General features: G+C 69.1%; 21 protein-coding genes and 2 tRNA genes. 13 read left to right on the top strand and 10 right to left on the bottom strand.

Going from position 1 to position 22,626, the window contains the following annotated elements; all coding sequences use genetic code 11:
- The first annotated feature begins 2 nt into the window (after positions 1-2).
- From AC1RUS_RS13815 to AC1RUS_RS13790, 6 genes are all read left to right on the top strand, one after another.
- On the top strand, positions 3-1,178 hold the full coding sequence (locus tag AC1RUS_RS13815) for an acyl-CoA dehydrogenase family protein (protein ID WP_492917007.1): 1,176 nt from the start codon (positions 3-5) through the stop codon (positions 1,176-1,178).
- Between the two features lie 14 nt (positions 1,179-1,192).
- Entirely contained in the window at positions 1,193-1,537 is a 345-nt protein-coding gene (locus tag AC1RUS_RS13810; protein WP_492917124.1) for a hypothetical protein, read from the top strand.
- Positions 1,537-2,016: an OsmC family protein gene (locus AC1RUS_RS13805; RefSeq protein ID WP_492917005.1), complete on the top strand. Its 480-nt coding sequence runs from the start codon at positions 1,537-1,539 to the stop codon at positions 2,014-2,016. Before AC1RUS_RS13810 ends, AC1RUS_RS13805 begins: the two co-directional genes overlap by 1 nt.
- Positions 2,017-2,040: 24 nt before the next feature.
- Positions 2,041-3,246: an acetyl-CoA C-acetyltransferase gene (locus AC1RUS_RS13800; protein ID WP_492917003.1), complete on the top strand. Its 1,206-nt coding sequence runs from the start codon at positions 2,041-2,043 to the stop codon at positions 3,244-3,246.
- Between the two features lie 135 nt (positions 3,247-3,381).
- A complete protein-coding gene (locus tag AC1RUS_RS13795; protein ID WP_492917001.1) occupies positions 3,382-5,580 on the top strand; it encodes a 3-hydroxyacyl-CoA dehydrogenase NAD-binding domain-containing protein in 2,199 nt (732 codons plus the stop codon).
- Between the two features lie 151 nt (positions 5,581-5,731).
- Entirely contained in the window at positions 5,732-6,397 is a 666-nt protein-coding gene (locus AC1RUS_RS13790) for a hypothetical protein (RefSeq protein ID WP_492916999.1), read from the top strand.
- A 176-nt stretch (positions 6,398-6,573) separates the two neighbouring features.
- Here AC1RUS_RS13790 and AC1RUS_RS13785 read toward each other — a convergent pair whose 3' ends face one another.
- The 3 genes from AC1RUS_RS13785 to AC1RUS_RS13775 all read right to left on the bottom strand — a co-directional run bounded on the left by AC1RUS_RS13785 (position 6,574) and on the right by AC1RUS_RS13775 (position 10,254).
- On the bottom strand, positions 6,574-8,589 hold the full coding sequence (locus AC1RUS_RS13785; protein WP_492916997.1) for a TonB-dependent receptor plug domain-containing protein: 2,016 nt from the start codon (positions 8,587-8,589) through the stop codon (positions 6,574-6,576).
- Positions 8,590-8,615: 26 nt separating this feature from the next.
- Positions 8,616-9,146, bottom strand: a complete 531-nt coding sequence (locus AC1RUS_RS13780; protein WP_492916995.1) for a hypothetical protein — start codon at positions 9,144-9,146, stop codon at positions 8,616-8,618.
- 475 nt (positions 9,147-9,621) lie between these two features.
- A complete protein-coding gene (locus AC1RUS_RS13775; protein ID WP_492916993.1) occupies positions 9,622-10,254 on the bottom strand; it encodes an exopolysaccharide biosynthesis polyprenyl glycosylphosphotransferase in 633 nt (210 codons plus the stop codon).
- 431 nt (positions 10,255-10,685) lie between these two features.
- Here AC1RUS_RS13775 and AC1RUS_RS13770 point away from each other — a divergent pair, with 431 nt between their 5' ends.
- Both AC1RUS_RS13770 and AC1RUS_RS13765 read left to right on the top strand, forming a co-directional pair.
- Entirely contained in the window at positions 10,686-11,783 is a 1,098-nt protein-coding gene (locus AC1RUS_RS13770; RefSeq protein WP_492916991.1) for an acyltransferase family protein, read from the top strand.
- A gap of 46 nt (positions 11,784-11,829) precedes the next feature.
- Positions 11,830-12,030: a hypothetical protein gene (locus AC1RUS_RS13765; RefSeq protein WP_492916989.1), complete on the top strand. Its 201-nt coding sequence runs from the start codon at positions 11,830-11,832 to the stop codon at positions 12,028-12,030.
- A gap of 28 nt (positions 12,031-12,058) precedes the next feature.
- Here the strand turns inward: AC1RUS_RS13765 and AC1RUS_RS13760 are convergent.
- The 6 genes from AC1RUS_RS13760 to hemC all read right to left on the bottom strand — a co-directional run bounded on the left by AC1RUS_RS13760 (position 12,059) and on the right by hemC (position 16,647).
- A tRNA-Cys gene (locus AC1RUS_RS13760) sits at positions 12,059-12,132 on the bottom strand.
- Between the two features lie 262 nt (positions 12,133-12,394).
- A tRNA-Thr gene (locus tag AC1RUS_RS13755) sits at positions 12,395-12,470 on the bottom strand.
- 39 nt (positions 12,471-12,509) lie between these two features.
- On the bottom strand, positions 12,510-14,045 hold the full coding sequence (locus tag AC1RUS_RS13750; protein WP_492916987.1) for a heme biosynthesis protein HemY: 1,536 nt from the start codon (positions 14,043-14,045) through the stop codon (positions 12,510-12,512).
- Complete coding sequence (locus AC1RUS_RS13745) at positions 14,042-14,929, bottom strand: COG4223 family protein (protein ID WP_492916985.1); 888 nt, start codon at positions 14,927-14,929, stop codon at positions 14,042-14,044. Before AC1RUS_RS13745 ends, AC1RUS_RS13750 begins: the two co-directional genes overlap by 4 nt.
- Before the next feature lie 44 nt (positions 14,930-14,973).
- Positions 14,974-15,687 carry a uroporphyrinogen-III synthase gene (locus AC1RUS_RS13740; RefSeq protein ID WP_492916983.1) on the bottom strand — a complete coding sequence of 238 codons (714 nt, stop codon included), beginning with the start codon at positions 15,685-15,687 and terminating at the stop codon, positions 14,974-14,976.
- A 3-nt stretch (positions 15,688-15,690) separates the two neighbouring features.
- Entirely contained in the window at positions 15,691-16,647 is a 957-nt protein-coding gene (gene hemC, locus AC1RUS_RS13735; protein WP_492916981.1) for a hydroxymethylbilane synthase, read from the bottom strand.
- Positions 16,648-16,720: 73 nt separating this feature from the next.
- Here hemC and tsaD point away from each other — a divergent pair, with 73 nt between their 5' ends.
- The 5 genes from tsaD to AC1RUS_RS13710 all read left to right on the top strand — a co-directional run bounded on the left by tsaD (position 16,721) and on the right by AC1RUS_RS13710 (position 21,646).
- Positions 16,721-17,809: a tRNA (adenosine(37)-N6)-threonylcarbamoyltransferase complex transferase subunit TsaD gene (gene tsaD / locus AC1RUS_RS13730; protein ID WP_492916980.1), complete on the top strand. Its 1,089-nt coding sequence runs from the start codon at positions 16,721-16,723 to the stop codon at positions 17,807-17,809.
- The gene (locus AC1RUS_RS13725) at positions 17,806-18,816 is read left to right on the top strand and encodes an NAD(P)H-dependent glycerol-3-phosphate dehydrogenase (protein WP_492916979.1); all 1,011 of its coding nucleotides are present in this window, start codon (positions 17,806-17,808) and stop codon (positions 18,814-18,816) included. The genes tsaD and AC1RUS_RS13725 overlap by 4 nt, the downstream gene beginning before the upstream one ends.
- A gap of 145 nt (positions 18,817-18,961) precedes the next feature.
- A complete protein-coding gene (locus AC1RUS_RS13720) occupies positions 18,962-19,243 on the top strand; it encodes a YciI family protein (RefSeq protein WP_492916978.1) in 282 nt (93 codons plus the stop codon).
- Between the two features lie 123 nt (positions 19,244-19,366).
- Positions 19,367-19,732: a Rieske (2Fe-2S) protein gene (locus tag AC1RUS_RS13715; RefSeq protein ID WP_492916976.1), complete on the top strand. Its 366-nt coding sequence runs from the start codon at positions 19,367-19,369 to the stop codon at positions 19,730-19,732.
- Positions 19,733-19,840: 108 nt separating this feature from the next.
- Complete coding sequence (locus AC1RUS_RS13710; RefSeq protein ID WP_492916974.1) at positions 19,841-21,646, top strand: methyl-accepting chemotaxis protein; 1,806 nt, start codon at positions 19,841-19,843, stop codon at positions 21,644-21,646.
- A 141-nt stretch (positions 21,647-21,787) separates the two neighbouring features.
- Here the strand turns inward: AC1RUS_RS13710 and AC1RUS_RS13705 are convergent, their stop codons facing one another.
- The gene (locus AC1RUS_RS13705; RefSeq protein ID WP_492916972.1) at positions 21,788-22,540 is read right to left on the bottom strand and encodes a creatininase family protein; all 753 of its coding nucleotides are present in this window, start codon (positions 22,538-22,540) and stop codon (positions 21,788-21,790) included.
- Positions 22,541-22,626: the final 86 nt, after the last annotated feature.

The following is a 22,626-nucleotide window of genomic DNA, read 5'->3' as shown; positions in this document are numbered from 1 at the left end:
TCATGAGCGTGCTCGACGTCGCAAAACCCGCCTTCATGGCCGAAGAAGACATCGTGATCTTCGAGGACGCGATCGGGAAATTCTTCGACGAGCACGCCCCTGAATCCGTCGTGGCGATCTGGCGCAAGAACCACTGCGTCGACCGCTCGATGTGGAACAAGGCGGGAGAGGCCGGGCTGCTCGGCCTCTCCATGCCCGAGGCGTACGGCGGGGCCGGCGGCGACTATCGCCACGAGGTCGTGCTGATGGAGCAGCTGGGCAAGAAGGGCGTCGATGGCTTCGGCATCAGCCTGCACAACGCCATCATCATGCCGTACATCCTGGAATACGGCACAGAGGAGCAGAAGCAGCGCTGGCTGCCGCGTCTGGCCACTGGCGAGCTGGTCGGCGCGATCGCCATGACCGAGCCCGGCGCCGGGTCAGACCTGCAGGGCGTCAAGACCACCGCCAAGAAGGTCGGCAACCAGTACGTCCTGAACGGCTCAAAGACCTTCATCACCAACGGCCAGACCGCCAACCTGATCATCGTGGTGGCCAAGACCGACCCGACCGCCGGGGCGCGCGGCACCTCGCTGCTGATCGTCGAGACCGACGGCCCAGATGGCCTTCTCGAAGGCTTCGAGCGCGGCCGCAACCTCGACAAGCTGGGCCAGGAAGCCCAGGACACCTCCGAGCTGTTCTTCAACGACGTCAAGATTCCGACCGAGAACCTGCTGGGCGTCGACGAGGGCCGTGGCTTCTTCCAGCTGATGGGCCAGCTGCCACAGGAGCGGCTGAACATCGCCGTGCAGGGCATGGCCACCATCGAGCGGGCGCTGGAGCTGACCATCGCCTACGTCAAGGAGCGCCAGGCGTTCGGCAAGGCGATCATCGACTTCCAGAACACCCAGTTCGTGCTGGCCGAATGCAAGACCGAGGCGACCATCGCCCGGGTCTTCGTCAACCACTGCATCGAGCAGCATCTGGCGGGCAAGCTGGACGCCTCGACCGCCTCGATGGCCAAGTACTGGGTCTCGGACCTGGAGGGGAAGATCGTCGACCGCTGCCTGCAGCTGTTCGGTGGCTACGGCTTCATGAACGAGTACCCGATCGCCCGGATGTACAAGGACAGCCGCATCCAGCGCATCTATGGCGGCACCAACGAGATCATGAAGCTGCTGATCGCGAGGACGCTGTGATCGAAATCGCCTTGATGATGGCCCAGGCCGCGCCGGCCGCCGACGCCCGCGCCGCCGTGGTCTGCGTGCGCGCCGAAAAGGGCGGCCGCCGCCCCCTGACCTTCGCCGGCAAGCTGGTGGGCAAGCGCCCGCAGCCGGGCGACTTCAAGCTGCCGCTGACGCCCGGCGCCGACGTCTGCCAGAACCTGCTGCGCTCCAAGATCGCGACCTGGAACCTCGAGGTCACCACCTCGGGCTTCACGGCCTGCGCTCTGCCAGCGCCGGAATTCGGCCAGCGCGTCACCTACAGCGCCAAGGTCTCGGCGCGTGGGTTGATCTGCAAGCCGCTGGGCAAGAGCCCGATCGGGGCGTGGAAATAGTGTCGGTTCACACCGCCACCGTTTCCTGGACGCTGGAGCCTGGGGCCGACTTCCCCAAGGGCCGCTACAGCCGCGCCCATACGCTGTCGTTCGACGGCGGGGTGACGGCGCTCGGCTCGGCCTCGCCGTCGGTGGTGCCGCTGCCGTGGTCGGATCCGGCGGGCGTGGACCCCGAGGAAATGTTCGTGGCGGCGCTGTCGTCCTGCCACATGCTGACCTTCCTGGACCTGGCCCGCCGGGCCGGCTTCTACATCATCGCCTATGCCGACACGGCCGAAGGCGTGATGACCAAGAACGAGCATGGCGCGCACTGGGTCAGCACCGTCACGCTGCGACCCAGGATCACCTGGCAGGGCGCCGCGCCCGACGAGGCCGCCGAAGCGGCCCTGCACGACGCCGCACACCACGCCTGTTTCATCGCCAATTCAGTCCGCACGGATGTGCGGGTCGAGCCGGCGACCACCAAACAACCCGCTTAGAACTACGCAGGAAGGAGCCATCAAATGGCTGACGCTTACATCTTCGACGCCGTGCGCACCCCGCGCGGCAAGGGCAAGAAGGACGGGTCTCTGCACGAGATCACCGCCCTGTCCCTGGCCACCCAGGTCCTGGAAGCCATCCGCGACCGCAACAACCTCGACACCGCGTACGTCGACGACGTGGTGCTGGGCTGCGTCGCCCCCGTCGGCGAGCAGGGTTCGGACATCGCCCGCACCGCCGTGCTGACCGCCGACTACGCCGAGAGCGTCGCCGGCGTGCAGATCAACCGCTTCTGCGCCTCGGGCCTGGAAGCCGTGAACATGGCGGCCGCCAAGGTCGCCTCGGGCGAAGCGGGCCTGGCCATCGGCGGCGGCGTCGAGAGCATGAGCCGCGTGCCCATGGGCAGCGACGGCGGCGCCTGGCCGACCGACCCGTCCTCGGCCTTCAAGACCTATTTCGCCCCGCAAGGCGTCTCGGCCGACCTGATCGCCTCGCTGTACGGCTTTTCCCGCGACGACGTCGACGCCTATGCCGTCGAGAGCCAGAAGCGCGCCGCCGCGGCGTGGGCCGATGGTCGTTTCAGCAAGTCGGTCGTGCCGGTGAAGGACCAGCTGGGCCTGACCATCCTGGCCCATGACGAGACCGTGCGCGGCGCCACCACCATGCAGACCCTGGCCTCGCTGAACCCCTCGTTCCAGGGCATGGGCGACATGGCCTTCGACGCGGTGGTCACCCAGCGCTATCCGCAGGTGGAAAAGGTCAACCACGTCCACCACGCCGGCAACAGCTCGGGCATCGTCGACGGCGCCGCCGGCGTGCTGATCGGCACCAAGGAAATGGGCGAGGCCCTGGGTCTCAAGGCCCGCGCTCGCATCAAGGGCGCCGCCTCGATCGGCTCGGAGCCCTCGATCATGCTCACGGGTCCGTCGCTGGTCACCGAGAAGCTGCTGAAGAAGCTGAAGATGGAGGTCTCCGACATCGACCTCTACGAGCTGAACGAAGCCTTCGCCGCCGTCGTCCTGCGCATGATGCAGGCGCTGAACATCCCGCACGACAAGATGAACGTGAACGGCGGCGCCATCGCCATGGGTCACCCCCTGGGTGCCACCGGCGCGATGATCCTGGGCACCATGGTCGACGAGCTGGAGCGCTCGGACAAGGAAACCGCCCTGATCACCCTGTGCGTCGGCGCCGGCATGGGCACCGCCACCGTCATCGAACGCGTCTGATCAAACCCGATGCTCCCCCTCTGGGGGAGCTGTCGCGGAGCGACTGAGGGGGTCCTCAACGGTCTAGGCCGGAGAGGCCCCCCTCCACCGCTTCGCGGTCCCCCTCCCCCGAAGGGGAGGATTTGGAGAACGAACATGGAAAACTTCAAGATCGAGGTCGATTCCGACGGCGTGGCCCTGGTCACCTTCGACGTGCCCGGCCGGACGATGAACACCCTGACCGCTTCGGTCATCAAGGAAGTCGGCGAGGTCGTCGAGCGCATCAAGTCCGACGAAGCCATCAAGGGCGCCGTCATCACCTCGGGCAAGACGACCGGCTTCTGCGCCGGCGCAGACCTCGGTGAACTGGGTGGTTCGGGCGGCATCGGCGGCGGTGCTGGCGGCGAAGAGGGCCTGAAGGCCGCCTTCGAAGCGGGCTTCGCGCTCAACAAGGCGTTCCGCGCCCTGGAAACCTGCGGCAAGCCGGTGGCTGCGGCCATCAATGGCCTGGCCATGGGCGGCGGCCTGGAAATCACCCTGGCCTGCCACTATCGCGTCGTGGCCGACAATCCCAAGATCCAGCTGGCCCTGCCGGAAGCCAAGGTCGGCCTGCTGCCGGGCGCCGGCGGCACCCAGCGCCTGCCGCGCCTGATCGGCGTGATGGCCGCCGCGCCTTACCTGCTGGAAGGCAAGTCGATGAAGCCGGCCGAGGCTCTGGCCCTGAAGGTCGTGCATGAAGTCGTGCCCGCCGACCAGGTGGTCGAGGCCGCCAAGACCTGGGTCAAGACCAAGGGCGACCCGGTCGCGCCGTGGGACAAGAAGGACTTCAAGCTGCCCGGCGGCGGCCCCTATACCGCCGGCGGCAGCCAGGTGTTCGTGATGGGCAACGCCATGCTGCGCAAGCAGACCTATGGCAACTATCCGGCCCAGCTGAACATCATGAAGGCGGTCTATGAAGGCACGCAGGTGCCGTTCGACGCCGCCCTGCGGATCGAGACCCGCTATTTCCTGAAGACCATGATGACGCCCCAGGCCAAGGGCATGATCCGCACCCTGTTCCTCAGCCTGCAGGAGCTGGGCAAGGGTTCGGGCCGTCCGGCCGGCGTGCCGCACTACGACGTCAAGAAGGTCGCCGTCCTGGGCGCCGGCATGATGGGCGCGGGCATCGCCTATGTCCAAGCCATGGCCGGCATCGAGAGCGTGCTGATCGACCAGACGCAGGAAGCCGCCGACAAGGGCAAGTCCTACGCCGAAGGCCTGGTCAAGAAGGCCGTCTCGCGCGGTAAGATGACCGCAGAGAAGGGCGAAGCCATCCTGGCCCTCATCACCCCGACCACCGACTACGCGCTGGTCAAGGGTTCGGACCTAGTGGTGGAAGCCGTCTTCGAAAACCGCGAAGTCAAAGCCGAAGTCACCAAGAAGGCCGAAGCCCAGCTGGCCGACACCGCCATCTTCGGCTCCAACACCTCGACCCTGCCGATCACCGGCCTGTCGAAGGCCTCGGTGCGCCCGGCCTCGTTCATCGGCATCCACTTCTTCTCGCCGGTCGACAAGATGGGCCTGGTCGAGATCATCATGGGCGAGCAGACGTCGCAGGAGGCCTTGGCCAAGTCGATCGACTACGTCCTGAAGATCAAGAAGACCCCGATCGTCGTCAACGACAGCCGCGGCTTCTACACGTCGCGCTGCTTCGGCACCTTCGTGCAGGAAGGCCTGGAAATGATGGCCGAGGGCATCGCCCCGGCGATCATCGACAATGTCGGCCGCGCCACCGGCATGCCGCGGGGTCCGCTGGAGATGAACGACGACGTCGCGCTCGACCTTTCCTACAAGATCGGCGAGCAGACCAAGAAGGACCTCGGCGACAAGTACGAAGAGCGTCCGTTCGCCCCCGTGCTGGCCAAGATGGTCGTCGAGCTGGGCCGTCTGGGCCGCAAGAACGGCAAGGGCTTCTATGACTATCCCGAGGGTGGTCAGAAGAAGATCTGGCCGGGCTTGGCCGAGCTGATGCCGGTCACCACCAAGGACGCCGACAAGGCCTTGATCGAGGAGATCCGCACGCGTCTCCTCTATCGCCAGGCCGTGGAAGCCGCCCGCTGCTTCGAGGAAGGCGTCATCGTCGATCCGCGCGAAGCCGATGTCGGCGCGATCCTGGGCTGGGGCTTCGCGCCCTGGACCGGCGGTCCCGTCAGCATGATCGACGGCATCGGCCTGAAGGCCTTCGTCGAGGGCTGCGACGCCCTGGCCCAGAAGTTCGGCAGCCGCTTCGCGCCGCCGCAACTGCTGCGCGACATGGCCGCCAACGGCGAGACCTTCTACAGCCGCTTCGGCGTCAAGACGAAGGCCGCCGCCTAAGCGGTGACGACCTAAGCTGGAGAGCTTGAAGGGCCCGGCGGCGACGCCGGGCCCTTTTCATTTCGACCCATATTTCTAGACGGTGACGTTGGGGTCATGGTTCAGCCGCACCGCGTCCCTATCTGAAGTCCTGGACAGGATGGACGACGGAATGCAGGCGGTTCTCGCCCTCACGACTGGCGGAACGGCGCCGCGCCGACGCCGCAAGGGCGGCGGTCCGTGGATCCTGCTGGCCTCGACGGCGGCTCACCTGCTGGTGCTGGCCGGCCTGATTGCCGGCGCCCACGTCATGCCGCAGATGGTCGAGCCGCCGGCGCTGAGCGTCGAGCTGCTGGCCCCGTCGCGTCCACCCGAGACGATCGCCCGCCCCGCCCAGCCCAAGCCGGCGACGCCCGCCGCCACGTCTCCTCGCGCGGCCGCCCCGCCGATCGCTCGCGCCGTCACGCCCGTCGCCCCCGCGCCGATCACCCGACCTGCGCCACCGACCCAGGCCATCGCCCCGCCCGGCTTCAAGGCCCGCGAACTGACCGGCGGCGGCGATACGCTGCGTCAGGCGGCCCGTGACGGCATCGGCTGCGCCAACGCCGACGAGCTGGCCCTGACCAAGGCCGAACGCGCCGCCTGCGCCGAGAAGCTGGGCGCCAAGTACAAGAACGGTCCGGCGATGTTCGCGGTGATCGACCCCGACAAGAAGGCCGCCTTCGACGGCGCCTGCAAGAAAGACGATGACTGGTGCCTCTACCGCACCGGCAAGGGCCCCTATCCGGGGATCTTCGCGCTGGGGAAGAAAAAGAAGATCAAGGGCTGGGACGACTAGGGAGATGCTCCCTCTTCGGGGGAGCTGTCGCGAAGCGACTGAGGGGGTCCTCTCCGGCCTCTATCGTGGAGGACCCCCTCCGGCCCTCCGGGCCACCTACCCCAGAGGGGGAGGATCCAAGAAAAAGGGCCCCGCCTTTCGGCGGAGCCCTCATCGTCTTCAGCTAGGCGTGAAGCCTACCAGGCCTTGGTGACGCTGATCAGCACGCGGCGCTCGGCTTCCAGGCCCGTCGTCTGGACTTGCTTGTCCTTCAGGAGGTTCTGGCCGCTGACGGCGATGGTGAAGCCTTGGCCGAACTCACGGCCGATGCGGCCGCCGACGGTGGCGTAGGCGTCGATCGGGGTCAGCACCGAGGCGGTGTTGTAGTAGGCGGCCTTGCCGACGAAGTGGGCGAAGCCGTCGACCGACCACGGACCCTGTTCCCAGCCCAGGGCCGCGTTGGCGCGGTAGGTCGGGGTGGTGCGGGCGAAGGCGGCGCCGCGGTTGGCGGGCACGAAGCCGGCGAAGGGCTTATCCTTCACGTCGGTGTAGGTGTAGTCGCCGCTCCAGTGGAAGCCGCCCTCGATCTTGCCCGAGGCCTTGACCTCGACGCCGGTCATCTTCGAGTCGCCGATGTTGCGATAGCTCAGCAGGGGCAGGCTGATCGCGGTCGGGGCGATGTCGAGTTGCGACGTGCTGGGGATGCCCTTCACGTCTTCCGACTTCTGCGTGAACACCGAGACGCCGAGCTTGGCGTTCAGGGCCGGCAGGGCGCGGTCGTAGCCGAGCTCGTAGTTGGTGACGATCGTGGGCTGCAGGGTCGGGTTGCCGATGACGCCGATGGTGATCGGGCCGGCCATGACCTTGGCCTGGATGGCGCCCATGTCGACCAGGGTCGGAACCTGCACGCCGCGCGCGGCGGTCAGGCGCAGGCTGTCCACGCCGGTCGGACGATAGACGACGCCGGCGTTGTAGCTGGTTTCCTTGATCGAGCGGTCCCAGTAGGCGTTGGTCACCGGCGGATAGCCGGTGGGGAACACGCCCGAACGCTCCAGCGACAGCGCGTCGTAGCGGACGGCCAGGGTGGTCGACAGCTTGTCGGTCACCGCCCAGTTCCACATGCCCGAGGCCGACCAGACGTCGTAGGACACTTCGCCGCCGACGATCGGGGCGGTGTTGACCTCGTTGTGGCGGTATTCGCCGCCGATGCGGAAGGTGTGCTGGGCGCCGATCTTGAACAGGTCCTGGACGGCGACGACCTGGACCTTGTTCTTGAAGCGGGCCGGCGCGCCGACCACGATGTGCTTGGCCGTCAGGTCGTTCTGGTAGGCCGAGACCTGCACCGAGCCGATGCGGGTTTCCGACGCCAGGGTCGCCTTGATCGAGTCGGTGACGTACTTGGTCGGCGAATAGCTGTTGTTGGAGATCAGCTCGCTGATCTGGCTGTTCGACCACGAACCCTCCACGCGCAGCTCGGTCTTGTCGGTGAGCTGGGTGATGGTGTCGAGGTTGGCCGAGACGCGGGCCGGATCATGCAGCAGACGATTGTTGATCGTCGCGCTGTGGTTCTTCCACTCGTCTTCCTGGCTGGCACCGGCCGAGAAGCGGCCCGAGAAGCGCTCGCCCGCCTTGAACGAATGGACCAGCGACACCTCGCCCAGGCCGTGCAGGCCGGCGCGCGCCGTCACCGAGCTCTCGCTGTCGAACTTCGGGTTGTAGGTGATGATGTTGACCACGCCGCCCACGGCGTTGAAGCCGAACAGGGCGCTGTTGGGGCCCTTGACCACTTCGATCTGGCGGATCTCTTCCAGCTGCACCGGCAGGGTCGCCCAGGCGGTGTAGCCATAGTGGTCCAGATAGACCTGACGGCCGTTGATCAGCACCAGCAGGCGCGGCGACATCGCCTGGTCATAGCCGCGGACGCTGACGTCGGCGCCGGCGGCGCCCCAGTTCATCACGTCCAGGCCGGCGACGCGGCCCAGGATGGTCGGCAGGTCGGTGGCGCCCGAGCGCTTGATGTCGGCGGCGGAGATGATCTCCATCGCGGCCGGAACTTCGGTCGAGCGCTGCGGCGAGCCGGTGGCGCTGGTGGTGACCGGCTCGTTGAAGAGCTGCTCCATCGACGCGTAGTCAATCGACTGGGCCGAGGCGGCGGTGGCCGAGGCCAGGATGCAGAGGCCGACCGAAGCGCCGGCGAAGAGAGTCGTTTTCATGTTCATGTCTCTTTCGATGGCTCGGATCAGACTTCGCGGATCATCATGCGGAAGGCGGCCTTGAAGACCGCGCCGACGGCGGCGGCGGCCGTGCGGCTGACCACGATCTCCACCTTGGGGTCGGCCGAGACGCTCATCACGCAGGCGCCGCTGGTGGCGCAGGAGACGTCCGAACCGATGGTGATGATCTTCTTGCCGCGGGCGGCGGCGCCGACCGGGCCGGCGTTGACGCCGGTGGTGATGTAGAGGGCCGCGACGCCCGACACGCCGCCGACGTCGCCGGCTTCGACCGGCTTGCCGGTGATGGTCAGGGCGCCGGCGCTCATGCCGCCGCCGAGGGCCGCCATGACGGCGTTCTTCTCGGCCACGGACGCGGGCTTCGACGGATCGAAGACCACGCCCAGCGTGGCTTTGCCCGTCGGGCCGTTCTCGAGGAAGGTCAGCGCGCGACCCGCGATCTGCAGATCCTTGGCGGCGTCGGCGTGAGCGCTCAGTGGCGCGGCGACCAAGGCCAGGGCGCACAGCGCAAGCGCGCCGGGCTTTTTCGTGTTCGACATTCTGTTCATCCCCTGCCCGGTTTCTGCCGAGCTTTCGTGCTCGGGGACATGGCGGGACGGCAGTAAACAGAAAGTAACCACGCTTCGCGTAACGAGGTTATGCCTTAGCTGAACTTGAGCTTTGTATAGTAAATTTTGCGGTAATACCCGGACATACTTGAGATATGACGGATCAAATCTGTCATTTTATAAAAATGATAGACTTTAGTAGATCGAAAAAGGGACCGACTGGTCTCTGACGCCACCTTGGAAAAGGCGGAAGTTCGGGCCGTCAAAGCCGGTATGGCCAAGATCTGGACCGGTCGCACCGGCGGCGAAGACCACTTTTCCGCACCGCGAAACCTAGTCGCGGTCAGATTGTCGCAGGTGCGAGATCAATACCCAAAATGCGGACGTCGGACGATCTTGGCGCGAGCCGAAAGGCGTCTGCGCGGGAGGCGCGAGAGCCGGAAATCCGCCGAGGTATTATGGGAGCTCAGTAGGCGTTCTTGGCCAGCAGCAGGTGCGGGACGGTCATCACCAGGATGCGGACGTCCGTCAGGATGGTCCAGTTCTCGATATAGGCCAGGTCGGCCTCGATGCGCTGGGCCATGTCGTCGACCGTGGCGGTGGCGCCGCGCAGGCCGCGGATCTGGGCCAGGCCGGTCAGGCCCGGACGGGCCAGGAAGCGCTGGTTGTAGGTCGGGATCAGCTGGCTGTAGTGGGCGTCGTGAGCCTGGGCGTGAGGACGCGGGCCGATCAGCGACATGTCGCCCTTGAGCACGTTGAACAGCTGCGGCAGTTCGTCGACGCTCGTCATACGGATGATCTTGCCGACGCGGGTGACGCGGTCGTCGTCGCGCTTGGCCTGGACGACGGTGTCGCCGTTCTCCTCGCAGCGCATCGAGCGCAGCTTCAGGATGGTGAAGGTGCGGCCGTTCAGTCCGCCCCGGGTCTGGCGGAACAGGGCGGGGCCCGGCGACTCCAGCTTGATCAGGATGACGGAGATCAGCAGCACCGGCGCGAAGAACACCAGAAGCGCCGCCGCGGCCAGGATGTCGATCACCCGCTTCGTGGGGCTGGCGGCGACCGGATACAGCGCGGGCTCCATATAGGCTTGTCGTTCCATACCACGGCTTCTGATGCGCCTGACGGCCGGCAGATCGGGAGATCGAAAGGTAGATCGCATGTTACGACCTCGAAACCAATCCAGCGCCGTGATTAACGCGCCGATTACGGTATAGACGCTTCTCACGCCCCAAGCTCGCACCGAGGAGAATTAGTACACGCCTTGGGGAGCATCAATCCCAGATTGCGCAATAAATATAACCCCGGCGCCAGCTAATTGAGCTGGACAAAAACTGGTTTACGCCGACCGGCTATTGGCGGTCTGTGCGTTTTGTCACTTAAAATGTTCCGGTTTCGGATTTTGAAATGCTCTGCCGTGCGGGAAAACGGACGTTCCGCGATCAACGAGAACGCGAAATCGATCGAAACCGGCCAAAAGCCCTTGCGAGCGGCCGCGCCGCGTAGGACACGTCGGGACGGGCGGGGGAAGTCATGGCGGACGCGTCGAAAGACAAGCTGATGACCCTGGAGGTCGGCCGTTTCGTCGCCGCCCTGATGGTCGCCCTCTTCCACTTCACCGACGAGATGCGCCTGACCTTCGGCTACACGGTGTTCGGCGCGGCGTTTCGCGGCGGCCACGCCGGCGTCGAATATTTCTTCGTGCTGAGCGGCTTCATCATCTTCACCCGCCACCGGGACGATCTGGGCCGGCCCGAGCGCGTCGGCGACTTCCTCCTCAAGCGGATCGTCCGGATCTATCCGATCTTCCTGACCTTCTTCGTGCTGAAGCTGGCGATCATGGCGGTGATGCCCGGCGTGGCCGGCGATCACCACTTCACGCCCGGCGGTCTGCTGCTGGACGCGGCCCTGCTGCCCTATTCCGGGGACCAGGTCAGCGAGGTGGCCTGGTCGCTGCGCCACGAGATCGTGTTCTACGCCCTGTTCGCCCTGGCCATCTGGAAGCGCCGGCTGGGCCTTGGCCTGCTGGTGCTGTGGATGGCGGCCTCGCTGATCCTTGGGGCGCTATATCCCCGCCTGGATGTCGCGCTCCGCCCCTTTGCCTATCTCGACAACCTGGGCTTTGGCCTGGGCGCCCTGGCCGCCTGGGCGTCAGAGCGCTATCGCCCGCGCCACGCCGGCCTCATGGTGCTGTGCGGTCTGGCCGCCTTCCTGGCCCTGCTGACGGTCGAGGCGATCGTGGGCCGGAACGTGCCCTCGCCCGCGCCGCCGCTGGGCGAGGTCTCCAGCCCCCTGCTCTACGCCCTGGCCGCGACCCTGACGGTGTTCGCCCTGGCCAGCTGGGAGCGGGCGGCCCAGCCGCGCCTGCCGGCCTGGCTGGGCGTCCTGGGCGGTTGCTCGTACGTGCTCTATCTCGTCCACGGCATGATCGGCTTCGTGCTGATCCGGATGGCCCGCAAGGTCACGCCGCTGTCGTTCGAGGTCATCTTCGTGCTGGCGGCGATCGCCGTCGTCGCCGCTTCGATTGTCATCCACCTGGTCTATGAAAAGCCGTTGCTGGATCTCCTGCGCCGCAAGCTGATGCGGCCCAGGCCCCAGCCGGTGCCGGCCGTCGGGGCGGATGTAAGCTAGCGTCGTCGACCGCGACGGATCGACGACTCATTCGGTGGGGGCCGAGATGGTGACGTTCCTGTTCGTGCTGATCGTGGGGGCCGGGACGATCGCCCTGACCCTGGCCTATCTCTTCTACTGCGTGCCCAGCTTCACCCGCTGGGTGTTCGCCCGCATGGACCGCGCCCGCTACAAGCGCGAGAGCCGTCGTCGCCGCGAGACCGCCGGCGGCGCGCCGCGTCGGCGGCGGACCTCGACCGAGGGCTGACCCTGAAACCTGGCGATGTCTGGGAAGGTGGAGGCCCGGCCCGGAATCGAACCGGGGTGCACGGATTTGCAATCCGCTGCGTCACCACTCCGCCACCGGGCCATCCGGGTCAACGCAAAGCGTCGGCGAAGAGAGCGGAGGCAATTAGCAGAGGTCATGCGCGCCAGCAATGGGCAAAGCCGCATTGGCCGCCCAGCGCGCGCGGGGACCGGTCGACGCGCCAAGGGGGATCGCCGCGCCGACCGGAAGGGTACGCGCCGGCCTTACTCGCCGACCCTCCTAAGATGGGGTCGTCGCGCCCGAACGTAAGGCGCCCGCGCCAAACGGTCGCGGGTGTTGCGGGGTCGGAGAATGGAAGTGGAAATGGTGCCGCTTAGGTGACTCGAACACCTGACCCCATCATTACGAATGATGTGCTCTACCAGCTGAGCTAAAGCGGCCCACGACGCGTCGAAGCAGGTCCGAGCGCGAGGAGGCGCCTATTTAGCGGCGCGAGGGCCGCTTGCCAAGCGCCTACGTGCGCCTGAATTGCGACGGGGCGCGGGGCCCTCGCCGAGCGGCTCCGGAAGCGGCGCGACGTCGAACACGCCGGGGTCGTCCGGGATCGGCATCAGCGGCCCGCCGACCTCGGCCGCGCGGACGAAGGGCGTGGATTCCACATAGGCCGACGGCAGCTCGGGCAGGTCGTTCATGGTCCGCTCGCGACGCTCGTGGCGCGGATGGATCAGCTCACCGGTCTCGGCGAAGCTGACGGCCAGACGGGCCCAGTCCTCGCGGCCATAGGCGAAGGCGCGGCCTTCGGGATCCAGGTCCGACCAGTCGGGCTCCTGCGGCGCGGCCGCGCCCCGGGCGATCCAGGCGCGGGCCTCGTCGCCCTCGCCATTGGCGAAGGCCACCCGGGCCATCAGGCCGGCGAAGCGGGCCGTGGGGGCCTCTTCGTCGATCAGGCGGGCGGCGGCGCGGGCGGCGACGGGATCGCCGCCGATCAAGCCGCTCTCGACGCGCAGGATGCGGCTCTCGCGGGCGTCGGGCTTCATCGCCGCCAGGGCAGCCAGGCGCGCGGCGCGGGCCTTGGGGGTCTCGTTGGTCTTCAGGTCGCGATAGGCCAGCCACAGGGCTGGGTGCGGGGCGCTTTTCCAGGCGGCCTCGATCAACTGGCCGGCCTTGGCGACCTTGCCGTCGGCGGCCAGCAGGCGGGCGGCCATCACCACGCCCGGCGCGAAGTCGGGCTTCAGCTTCACGGCCTGGGCGGCGAAATCGAGGGCCTGGGCGCGCTTCTTGGGCTCCTGGGCGTCCTGCAGGCTGGCGGCCGAGGCGGCCAGCAGGGCGGCGCGCGCTCGCTCGGCCACCACCGGCGGCACGATCTTGCGGTCCAGAGCGCCCTGGGCGAGATCCAGGGCCGAAGCCCAGTCGCCGGCCTCCAGCCGCGATTCCAGCAGGGCCCGCCAGGCCCAGCGGGCGGTGCGGGCCAGGCCGAAGGCGGTCTCGGCGTGACGGACGGCGGTCAGCCTGTCGCCCTCGGCCAGGGCCGTCTGCATCAGGCCGCGCAGACCGGCCAGCCGCATCTCCGGGAAGCCCAGCATGGCGTTGTAGGCGGCCTTGGCGGCGGCGTGGTCGCCGGCCGTCTCGGCGGCCTGGGCGGCCAGCACGCGGACCAGGGCCGGCGCGTCCTCGGCGAGGTCGGAGGCCTTCTGGGCCAAGCGACGGGCCTCGGACCCGTCGCCGGCGGCCACGGCCAGGAAGCCGCGCGACAGGGCCTCGACGCCCTGCTGGCGCTTGCTTTCGGCTCGGGCCCTGGCGGCGCGGCGCGGCGCGCCGATCACCCAGATCAGGCCGCTCCACAGGATGGTGGCCATCAGGGCCGAGAACAGGGTCAGCAGCGCCGCGGCGGCGGCGGTCATCTCGACCCGCCAGCCCATCCAGTCCAGATGGGCGCGGCCCGGCTCGCCGGTCAGGGCCACGGCCGCGACCGCGACGGCGGCGACCAGGAAGAGGATGAAGGCCGCGCGGATCATGACGCGCCACCCCGCGAGACCTGGGCCAGGCCGGCCAGGGCGTCGGCGCGGATGGCCGAGACGTGGCGGTCGATCTCGACCCGGCGCTCGGCCGAGGCCAGCCACGGAGCCAGCACAACGCGGGCGGCGTCGGGAATGGCGTCCAGCGCCCGGATGGCGCCCTCGACGTCGCCCTCGTCCAGCAGGCGCTGGGCGCGGGCCAGCTTGGCGTCGGGCGTGGTTCCGCGCGTCGAGCTGACCTGGCGGATCGAGACGATGCTGGACAGGGCGTAACGCAGGCGGGCGAAGAGGTCGGCCTCCTCGCCGGGATCACGAGCGGCGGTGGCGGCGCGGCCGGCCAGGCTCTCGAACTCGGCCGCGAGCCCGGTGCGGGTCGGCGCGCCGGTCTGGGCCAGGCGCGACAGGGCCCGCAGGTCGGGCGACAGCGGCAGCACGCGCTCCAGGCTGGCCAGCTCCTCGCCGAACGGCCGCGAGGTCTGGGCCGCCTCGGCCAGGGCGGCGGCGGCCAGGGCCGCCGAGGCGGCGTCGACCACGCCCTTCTGGCCGGCTTCCAAGGTGGCGATTCGCGTCTCCAGCCGATCGATCTCGGCCGACGGCGTGACGGCCACCGGCGGGTTGGCGTCGAGCGGCGCGGGCGAGCCGACCGGCGTGCGGGCGCTGGGCGGCGCGGCGGCCGGCGTGGCGCGAACGTCACCCTGGCTGGCCTTGGGGGTCAGCGGGAACCATTCGGGACCGAAGCGGGTGACCAGCGCGCCCAGGACCACGCAGAACACGCACAACGCCACCATCGCCCAGAAGCCGGGACCCAGCAGCGGGCGTCGGCGGGCATAGATCGCAGGATCGCTGGGGGCGATGATTTCAGCGGGATCTGGAGCGGCGTTCATGCCCCCATTCGTGCCCGACGCGGCCCCTGCGCGCAATGTTCAAGCTATCGCGTAAGGAGATCCAGCAGGGCGGATTCACGAGGCCGCGGCGCAAAGGCCACAGACGCCAGCAGGCCGCTTTCTCCTGCGCTCGCCAGCGGCTCGGCCACGGCGGCCGACAGGCACAGCGCCCGCAAACCTGGCGCCGGGCGGACCTGGAGGATCGCGGCAAGCCCTCGCGCGGCGCGCGGCGAATGCAACAGAACCGCATCCAGAGTCGGCAGCCGGGCCAGGGTCTCGGCGCTGGGCGCGCGATCCTCGGCGGCGTAGACGGCCAGCGACCGGGCAGCGACGCCATCGGCGGCCAGCAGGGCCGGCAGGTCGGCGGCGGGCTCGCGCGCGCCCACGGCCAGCACCAGGCCGGGCCGACGGTCGGCGATCAACCGGGCCAGGGCCTCGACATCGCCGTCGGCGCTGGACGGCTCGCCGAAGCTCGCAGAACGCGCGGCCTGGGCGGTCGCCTCGCCCACGGCGAACACCGGCAGATCGCGGGCGGCGATCAGCTTGGCGAAGGCCTCGACGCCGTTGGCGCTGGTGAAGGCCAGGGCCGCGACGCCCGTCAGGTCGACGGCCGGCGACAGGTCGCGGATTTCCAGCAGCGAATCGATCAGCGGCGTGAAGCCCAGGGCCTCGACGCGGCGCGCGGTGGCTTCGGCGCCGGGCTGGGCGCGAGTGATCCAGACCGTCCCGCCGCCTTCATGTGGCGAGGGCGCGCTCATGGCCTAGTCGTGCAGGACCAGGGCGTCGCCGCCCTCGACCCGCACCGCGCCGCCCAGCTCCAGGCCCAAGGCCCGGGCGGCGGCCACGTCGTCGGCGCCGTCCAGCGTCACCTCGCCCTCGCGGCGGAAGCGCTGGACGCCGTCGGGGGTCAGGGCCTCGACGATCATCGAAAGCGTCTGGCCGTCCAGCAGGGCATAGGCGCCGATGGCCGTGCGGCACGAGCCTTCCAGGGCGTAGAGCGCCCCGCGCTCGGCCGCCACGCAGATCGTGGTCGGCCGGCAGCGCACGGCCTCCAGCCAGTCGGCGCCGACATCCTCGAGGCGCGTCTCGATCACCAGAGCGCCCTGGCCCGGGGCCGGCGGGCAGGCGATCGGGTCCAGCCAACTTTTGGGGATGTGGCCCAGGCCCAGGCGGTTCAGGCCCGACTGAGCCAGCAGGATGGCGTCGGCCTCGCCGCGCTCCAGCTTGGCCAGGCGCGTGTCGACATTGCCGCGCAGCATCACCACGTCGAGGTCGGGCCGTACGTGCAGCGCCTGGGCCTGACGACGCAAGGACGCCGTGCCCAGGCGCGCGCCCCGGGGCAGGTCTTCCAGCCGTTCGCAGATGTTGCTGATGAAGGCGTCGCGCGGATCCTCGCGCTCGGGAGTCGCGGCCAGGATCAGGCCCGGCGGCAGCTCGGCCGGCATGTCCTTCAGCGAATGGATGGCGCAGTCGATGCGGCCGTCCAGCAGGGCTTCCTCGATTTCCTTGGTGAAGAGGCCCTTGCCGCCGATCTCCATCAGCCGCCGGTCCTGGATGCGGTCGCCGCTGGTGACGATCGGGATCAGCGGCGCGAAGTCCTGCTCCTCGCCGGGCTTCGCCCCAAGCGCAGAGGCGATGCGGGCCTGCATGAGGCCCGACTGGGCCAGGGACAGCTTGGAGCCACGGGCGCCGATGCGGATGGGAGGTTGCCGGGACACGGTCGGAACGTTACCTGCGGGGACAAGATTAGAAGCCCTGCTGCTACAGGAGCGGCGGAAAGCCCGCAACAGAATGCCCGATTTGACCATTCTTGGCCTGGAGACCAGCTGCGACGAGACCGCGGCCTCGGTCGTGCGCCGCGCGGACGACGGGACGGTCGCGGTGCTGTCCTCGATCATCGGCACCCAGTTCGAGCAGCACGCCCCGTTCGGCGGGGTGGTGCCCGAGATCGCCGCCCGCGCCCATGTGGAGGCCATAGACGCCATCGCCGCCGAGGCCATGCGCGCCTCGGGCCTGGCGTTCGAGGACCTGGACGGCGTGGCCGCCACCGCCGGCCCAGGCCTGGTGGGCGGGGTGATGGTCGGGCTGGCGTTCGGCAAGGCCGTGGCCCTGGCCCGCGACGTCCCGCTGGTGGCGGTCAATCACCTGGAAGGCCATGCGGTCTCGGCCCGCCTGGGCGCCGACATTCCCTATCCCTTCCTGCTGCTGCTGGTTTCGGGCGGCCACTGCCAGCTGCTGGAAGTGGCCGGCGTGGGCGCCTGCACCCGCCTGGGCACCACCATCGACGACGCGGCCGGCGAGGCCTTCGACAAGATCGCCAAGTCCCTGGGCCTGCCCTATCCGGGCGGTCCGGCCCTGGAGAAGCTGGCGGCGACGGGCGATCCGTCCAAGTTCGAGCTGCCGCGCGCCCTGCTGGGCCGCAAGGACTGCGACTTCTCGTTCTCGGGCCTGAAGACCGCCGCCGCCCGCCAGGCCGAGAAGATCACCGACGAACAGTCGCGCGCCGATCTGGCCGCCGCCGTCCAGACCGCCATCGCCCGCCAGCTGTCGGAGCGCACCGACCGGGCGATGAAGCTCTACAAGGAAAGCCATCCCGGCCAGCCGCTGCGCTTCGTGGTGGCCGGCGGCGTCGCGGCCAATGGCGCGGTCAAGGCGGCGCTGAAGACAAACTGCGACGACAACGGCTTTTCCTTCGACGCCCCGCCGCTGGCCTATTGCACCGACAACGCCGCGATGATCGCCTTGGCCGGCGCCGAGCGGCTGGCCCTGGGCATCTCCGACGATCTGGACGCCGTCGCCCGGCCGCGCTGGCCGCTGGACGAGGCCGCCGCGTTATCCAATCCGAGCAACAGTTTCGGCCGCAAGGGAGCCAAGGCATGACCTTTCAGCACGGGGCCTTCAAGCACGCTGGCGTCATCGGCGCCGGAGCCTGGGGCACGGCCCTGGCCCAGGTCTGCGCGAGGGCCGGTCTTCAGGTCACCCTGCAGGCGCGTGAGACCGAGGTGGTCGCCAGCATCGAGGCCCAGCGCGAGAACACTCTGTTCCTGCCGGGCGTGGCCCTGGAGCCGGAGATCGCCGCCGTCGCCGACATGGCGGGCCTGGCCTCCTGCGACCTGATCCTGGCCGTCGCGCCGGCCCAGCACCTGCGCTCGGCCCTGAAGGCCCTGGCCCCGCACCTGCGGCCGGGCGTGCCGGTGGTGCTGTGCGCCAAGGGCGTCGAGCAGGGCACGCTGAAACTGATGACCGAGGTCGCGGTCGAGACCCTGCCGGACGCGCCTCTGGCCGTGCTGTCGGGGCCCAGCTTCGCCGGCGAGGTGGCGCGCAACCTGCCCACCGCCGTGACCCTGGCCTGCGAGGACGAGGCGCTGGGCCGGGCCATCGCCAAGGCCATCGCCACCCCGACCTTCCGCCCCTATATCGCCGCGGACATGATCGGGGCCGAGGCCGGCGGGGCGGTCAAGAACGTGCTGGCCATCGCCTGCGGCGTCGTCGAGGGCAAGGGCCTGGGCCGCAGCGCCCACGCCGCCCTGATCACCCGGGGCTTCGCCGAACTGACCCGCCTGGCCGTGGCGCTGGGCGGCAAGGCCGAGACCGTCGCCGGCCTCTGCGGCCTGGGCGACCTGGTGCTCACCTGCTCCAGCCCGCAGTCGCGCAACATGAGCGTCGGCCTGGCCCTGGGCGGAGGCATGACCCTGCAAGAAGCCTTGGCCGGCAAGCTGTCGGTGGCCGAAGGCGTCGCCTCGGCCCCGGCCGTGCGCGAGCTGTCGGCCAAGCTGGGCGTCGACATGCCGATCTGCCAGGCCGTCGCCGCCATCCTGGCCGGCGAAGCCGAGGTCGACGCCGCCATCGCCGGCCTGCTGTCGCGGCCGCTGAAGGCTGAAGTTTAGAGACCTTGCGTCCTTCGAGGCTGCGCTGCGCTACGCACCTCAGGATGAGGATCGTTTATTGATTTCCTCATCCTGAGGCGCCCGCGCAGCGGGCCTCGAAGGACGCACCCACCTGACCGGACACACGTAACCAAGGACCCGCCCGATGCCCCTCTTCGCCATCACCTGCAAGGACAAGCCCGGCGCGCTGGACACCCGCCTGGCCACCCGCCCGACGCACCTGGACTATCTGAACCAGTCGACCGGCCTGAAGCTGGCCGGCGCCCTGCTGGGCGAGGACGGCAATCCGATCGGCTCGCTGCTGATCGTCGAGGCCGACGACCTGGCCGCCGCCCAGGCCCAGGCCGACAACGACCCCTTCACCGCCGCCGGCGTGTTCGAGAGCGTCGAGGTCCGCCCCTGGCGCCTGGCGATCGGCGCGCTGTGATCCGACCAAACTGTCATCCCGGGCGGAGCGCAGCGCAGACCCGGGACCACGGCAGGCTCGGAGCTTCCGGCGGTCCCGGCTCGACGCGCTTCGCGCTTGGCCGGGATGACAGGATTTAACGGAATGCGCACCGACCCCGACAATCCTGCCCGCCCCGCGCCGGGCGCGCGCCTGTGCGCCCTGGACGAGATCCCCTCGCCCGGCGCGATGGGCTTTCGCTTCCGCGTCGACAGCGCGGTGTTCGCGGGCGTGGTGGTGCGCAAGGACGGACAGCTGTTCGGCTATGTCGACAGCTGCCCGCACGCCGGCTGGCCCCTGGCCGGACCCAGCGGCCGCTTCCTGACCCGCGAAAACGACCTGATCCTGTGCGGCGGCCATGGGGCGCTCTTCAAGATCGAGGACGGCGCCTGCGTGGCCGGTCCATGCTCGGGCGAGCGCCTGACGCCATGGCCGGTTCGCCTCGAGGGCGACGCGGTGCTGACGGCCTGACGGCCATCGTCGGGCGCGCGACACTTTGCCGCTCGCATGGTTAAGCCGCGTTAGACATGTCCCCGCCATGCTGCTCCCGCCGAACCATAGGCCGAGGGAGAGATCGACATGGCGTCTTTGAGCCGCAAAGTCATGGGCGCGAGCGCCGGCGCGGCGCTGTTGTGCGCGGCCACGGCCGGCACCGGCCTGTGGGTCGCCCTCAGCCTGGACTCGGCCCTGACCCGGGCCGAGGCCTCCTCCAAGATCCTGCGGCTGCACATGCACGCCGACATGATGCACGACGCCCTGCGCGCCGACGTCATGGGCGGCATCATGTCCAGCGACCCCGCCCTGGGCGTCGACCTGAAGGCCGTGCGCGCCGATCTGGCCGACCACACCAAGGCCTTCAAGGAAGACATCGCCTCCAGCAACGCCCTGGCCCGCGACCCGGCGGTCAAGGCCGCGCTCGGCGAGGTGAGCGCCCCGCTGGCCACCTATATCGCCTCGGCCGAAGAGATCGTGGGCCTGGCCGACACCGATCCGGCCTCGGCGCGCGGCAAGCTGCAGGGCTTCGGGACGCAGTTCTCGGCCCTGGAAGACAAGATGGAAGGCGCTTCGGTGAAGATCGAGGCCGCCGCCAACCGCGACACCCACGCCGCCCAGTCCATGAGCCTGCTGGGCCAGGCGGTGATGGGCGCCCTGCTGCTGGCCGCCGCCGCCTTCGCCGTGGGCCTGATGATCGCCGCCAAGCGCGGCCTGGTCATGCCGCTGGTCGCCGTGACCCACGCCCTGCGCCGCCTGGCCGCCGGCGATCTCGACGTCGTCCTGCCCAAGGACGGCCGCAAGGACGAGATCGGCGAGATGACCACCGCCCTGCACGCCTTCCACGACGCCGTCGAGGCCCGCCAGAAGGAACTGGAAGCCTCCGACGTCCGCGAAGCCCTGGAGATCGAGCGTAAAGCCGCCGAGCGTCGTCGCGACGCCGAGGAAGCCGCTCAGAAGGCCGTCGTCGGCAACCTGGGCGAGGCCCTGCGCCACCTGTCGGAAGGCGACCTGTCGCACCGCATCGGCCAGCGTTTCCCCGACGGCTATGAAGGTCTGCGCGTCGACTACAACGCCGCCGTCGACAAGCTGTCGGGCGTCATCGCCGCCTCGCTGGAAGGGGTGTCGATGATCCATGGCGGCACGGCCGAGATCACCGAGGCCGCCGACGACCTGTCGCGCCGCACCGAGCACCAGGCCGCCAGCCTGGAAGAGGCCGCCGCGGCGCTGGACGAGATCACCAGCACCGTGCGCCAGACCGCCGAGGGCGCGGGCCGCACCCGCAAGGTGGTCGAGCGGGCCCGCAGCGCCGCCGGCGCCAGCGGCGCCATCGTCGACCAGGCCGTGGGCGCGATGGGCGCCATCGAGCAGTCCTCGCAGCAGATCGGCCAGATCATCGGCGTCATCGACGAGATCGCCTTCCAGACCAATCTCCTGGCCCTGAACGCCGGCGTCGAGGCCGCCCGGGCCGGTGAAGCCGGTCGCGGCTTCGCCGTCGTCGCACAGGAAGTCCGGGCGCTCGCCCAGCGCTCGGCCGACGCGGCCAAGGAGATCAAGACCCTGATCGCCGCCAGCGCCGCCGAAGTCGGCCAGGGCGTAGAATATGTCGGCAAGGCCGGCGAGGCGCTGCGCGCCATCGCCGGCGAGGTCGACCAGATCGACCAGCTGGTCGGCGAAATGGCCGCCTCGGCCGCCGAGCAGGCCCGCGGCCTAGCCGAGGTCAACACGACCATGAACCAGATGGACCAGGTCACTCAGCAGAACGCCGCCATGGTCGAGGAAACCACCGCCGCCAGCCACGCCCTGGCGCAGGAAGCTACGCGCCTGGCCGCGCGGATGAGCGAGCTGAGGATCGATGGCGGGCAGGCGGGTGGTCACCTTCGGGCGGCCTGAGCCAAACCTTCAACTCAAACAAAGCTTGTCATCCCGCCCGCAGCCAAGCGGAGAGCCGGGACCCAGGACCGCCGCAGTGCGGTTGCCCCTGGGTCCCGGACAGCCTCTGCGAGGCTTCCGGGATGACAAGCTTTTGTGCTTTTAAGTCGGCGCCCGCTCGGCCGAGAACGCCGCCAGGTCTTCGATCAGCGCCTTGGCGGCCATCGCCACCAGCTCGCCGCCCTTTTCCGGCGTCGCCAGCGCCGGGTCCGACCCCATCCGGCCGTCGGGGTAGCGGGCCCGGAAGTCCAGCGCCTCGCGGATCGGGCCGGAGGGCGCGATCTTGGGCTCATAGGCCGTGGTCTTGATAGTCTCGGGATAGGCCCACTGGGTCACGGCGATCTCGGACGGGGTGGCGTGGCTGCCGTGGCCGACGGGGAATTGGCGGTTGGCCAGGGCGTTGACGCCGGCCAGGTCCCACCAGTTCTTCAGCTTCAGAGCGAACGGCGCCCGCGCGCCGCGGAAGCTGTAGTCGGCGTAGATCTCCGAGAACGCCGCCTCGATCGAGGCGACATTGCCGCCGTGGCCGTTGAGGAAATAGATCCGCTCGAAGCCATGGGCGCCCAGCGACCGCACCCAGTCGCCGATCGCGGCGATGAAGGTCGAGGGCCGTAGGAAGATGGTGCCCGGAAAGGCCAGGTGATGCTGGGCCATGCCGATGTTGAAGGTCGGGGCCACCAGCACGGTGTCGGACAGCTTCTGGGCCTCGTGCGAGATGATCTCCGGGCACAGCCAGTCGGTGCCCAGAAGGCCCGTGGGGCCGTGCTGCTCGTTGGAGCCGATCGGCACCACCACGGTCTTGGACGTCTTCAGGAAGGTCTCGATCTCGGACCAGGTAGAGAGGGCGAGCAGCATCGAGGGACTCCTGAACAAAGGTAACTCGGCATAGCGCGACCGGATCGCGCAAGAAACCGCAATGGTATCCTTGCGCCCAAGCGTCG

It is taken from the genome of Caulobacter sp. GW821-FHT10F06, from assembly GCF_058809215.1.
This window is presented reverse-complemented; position numbering and strand designations above follow the sequence as displayed.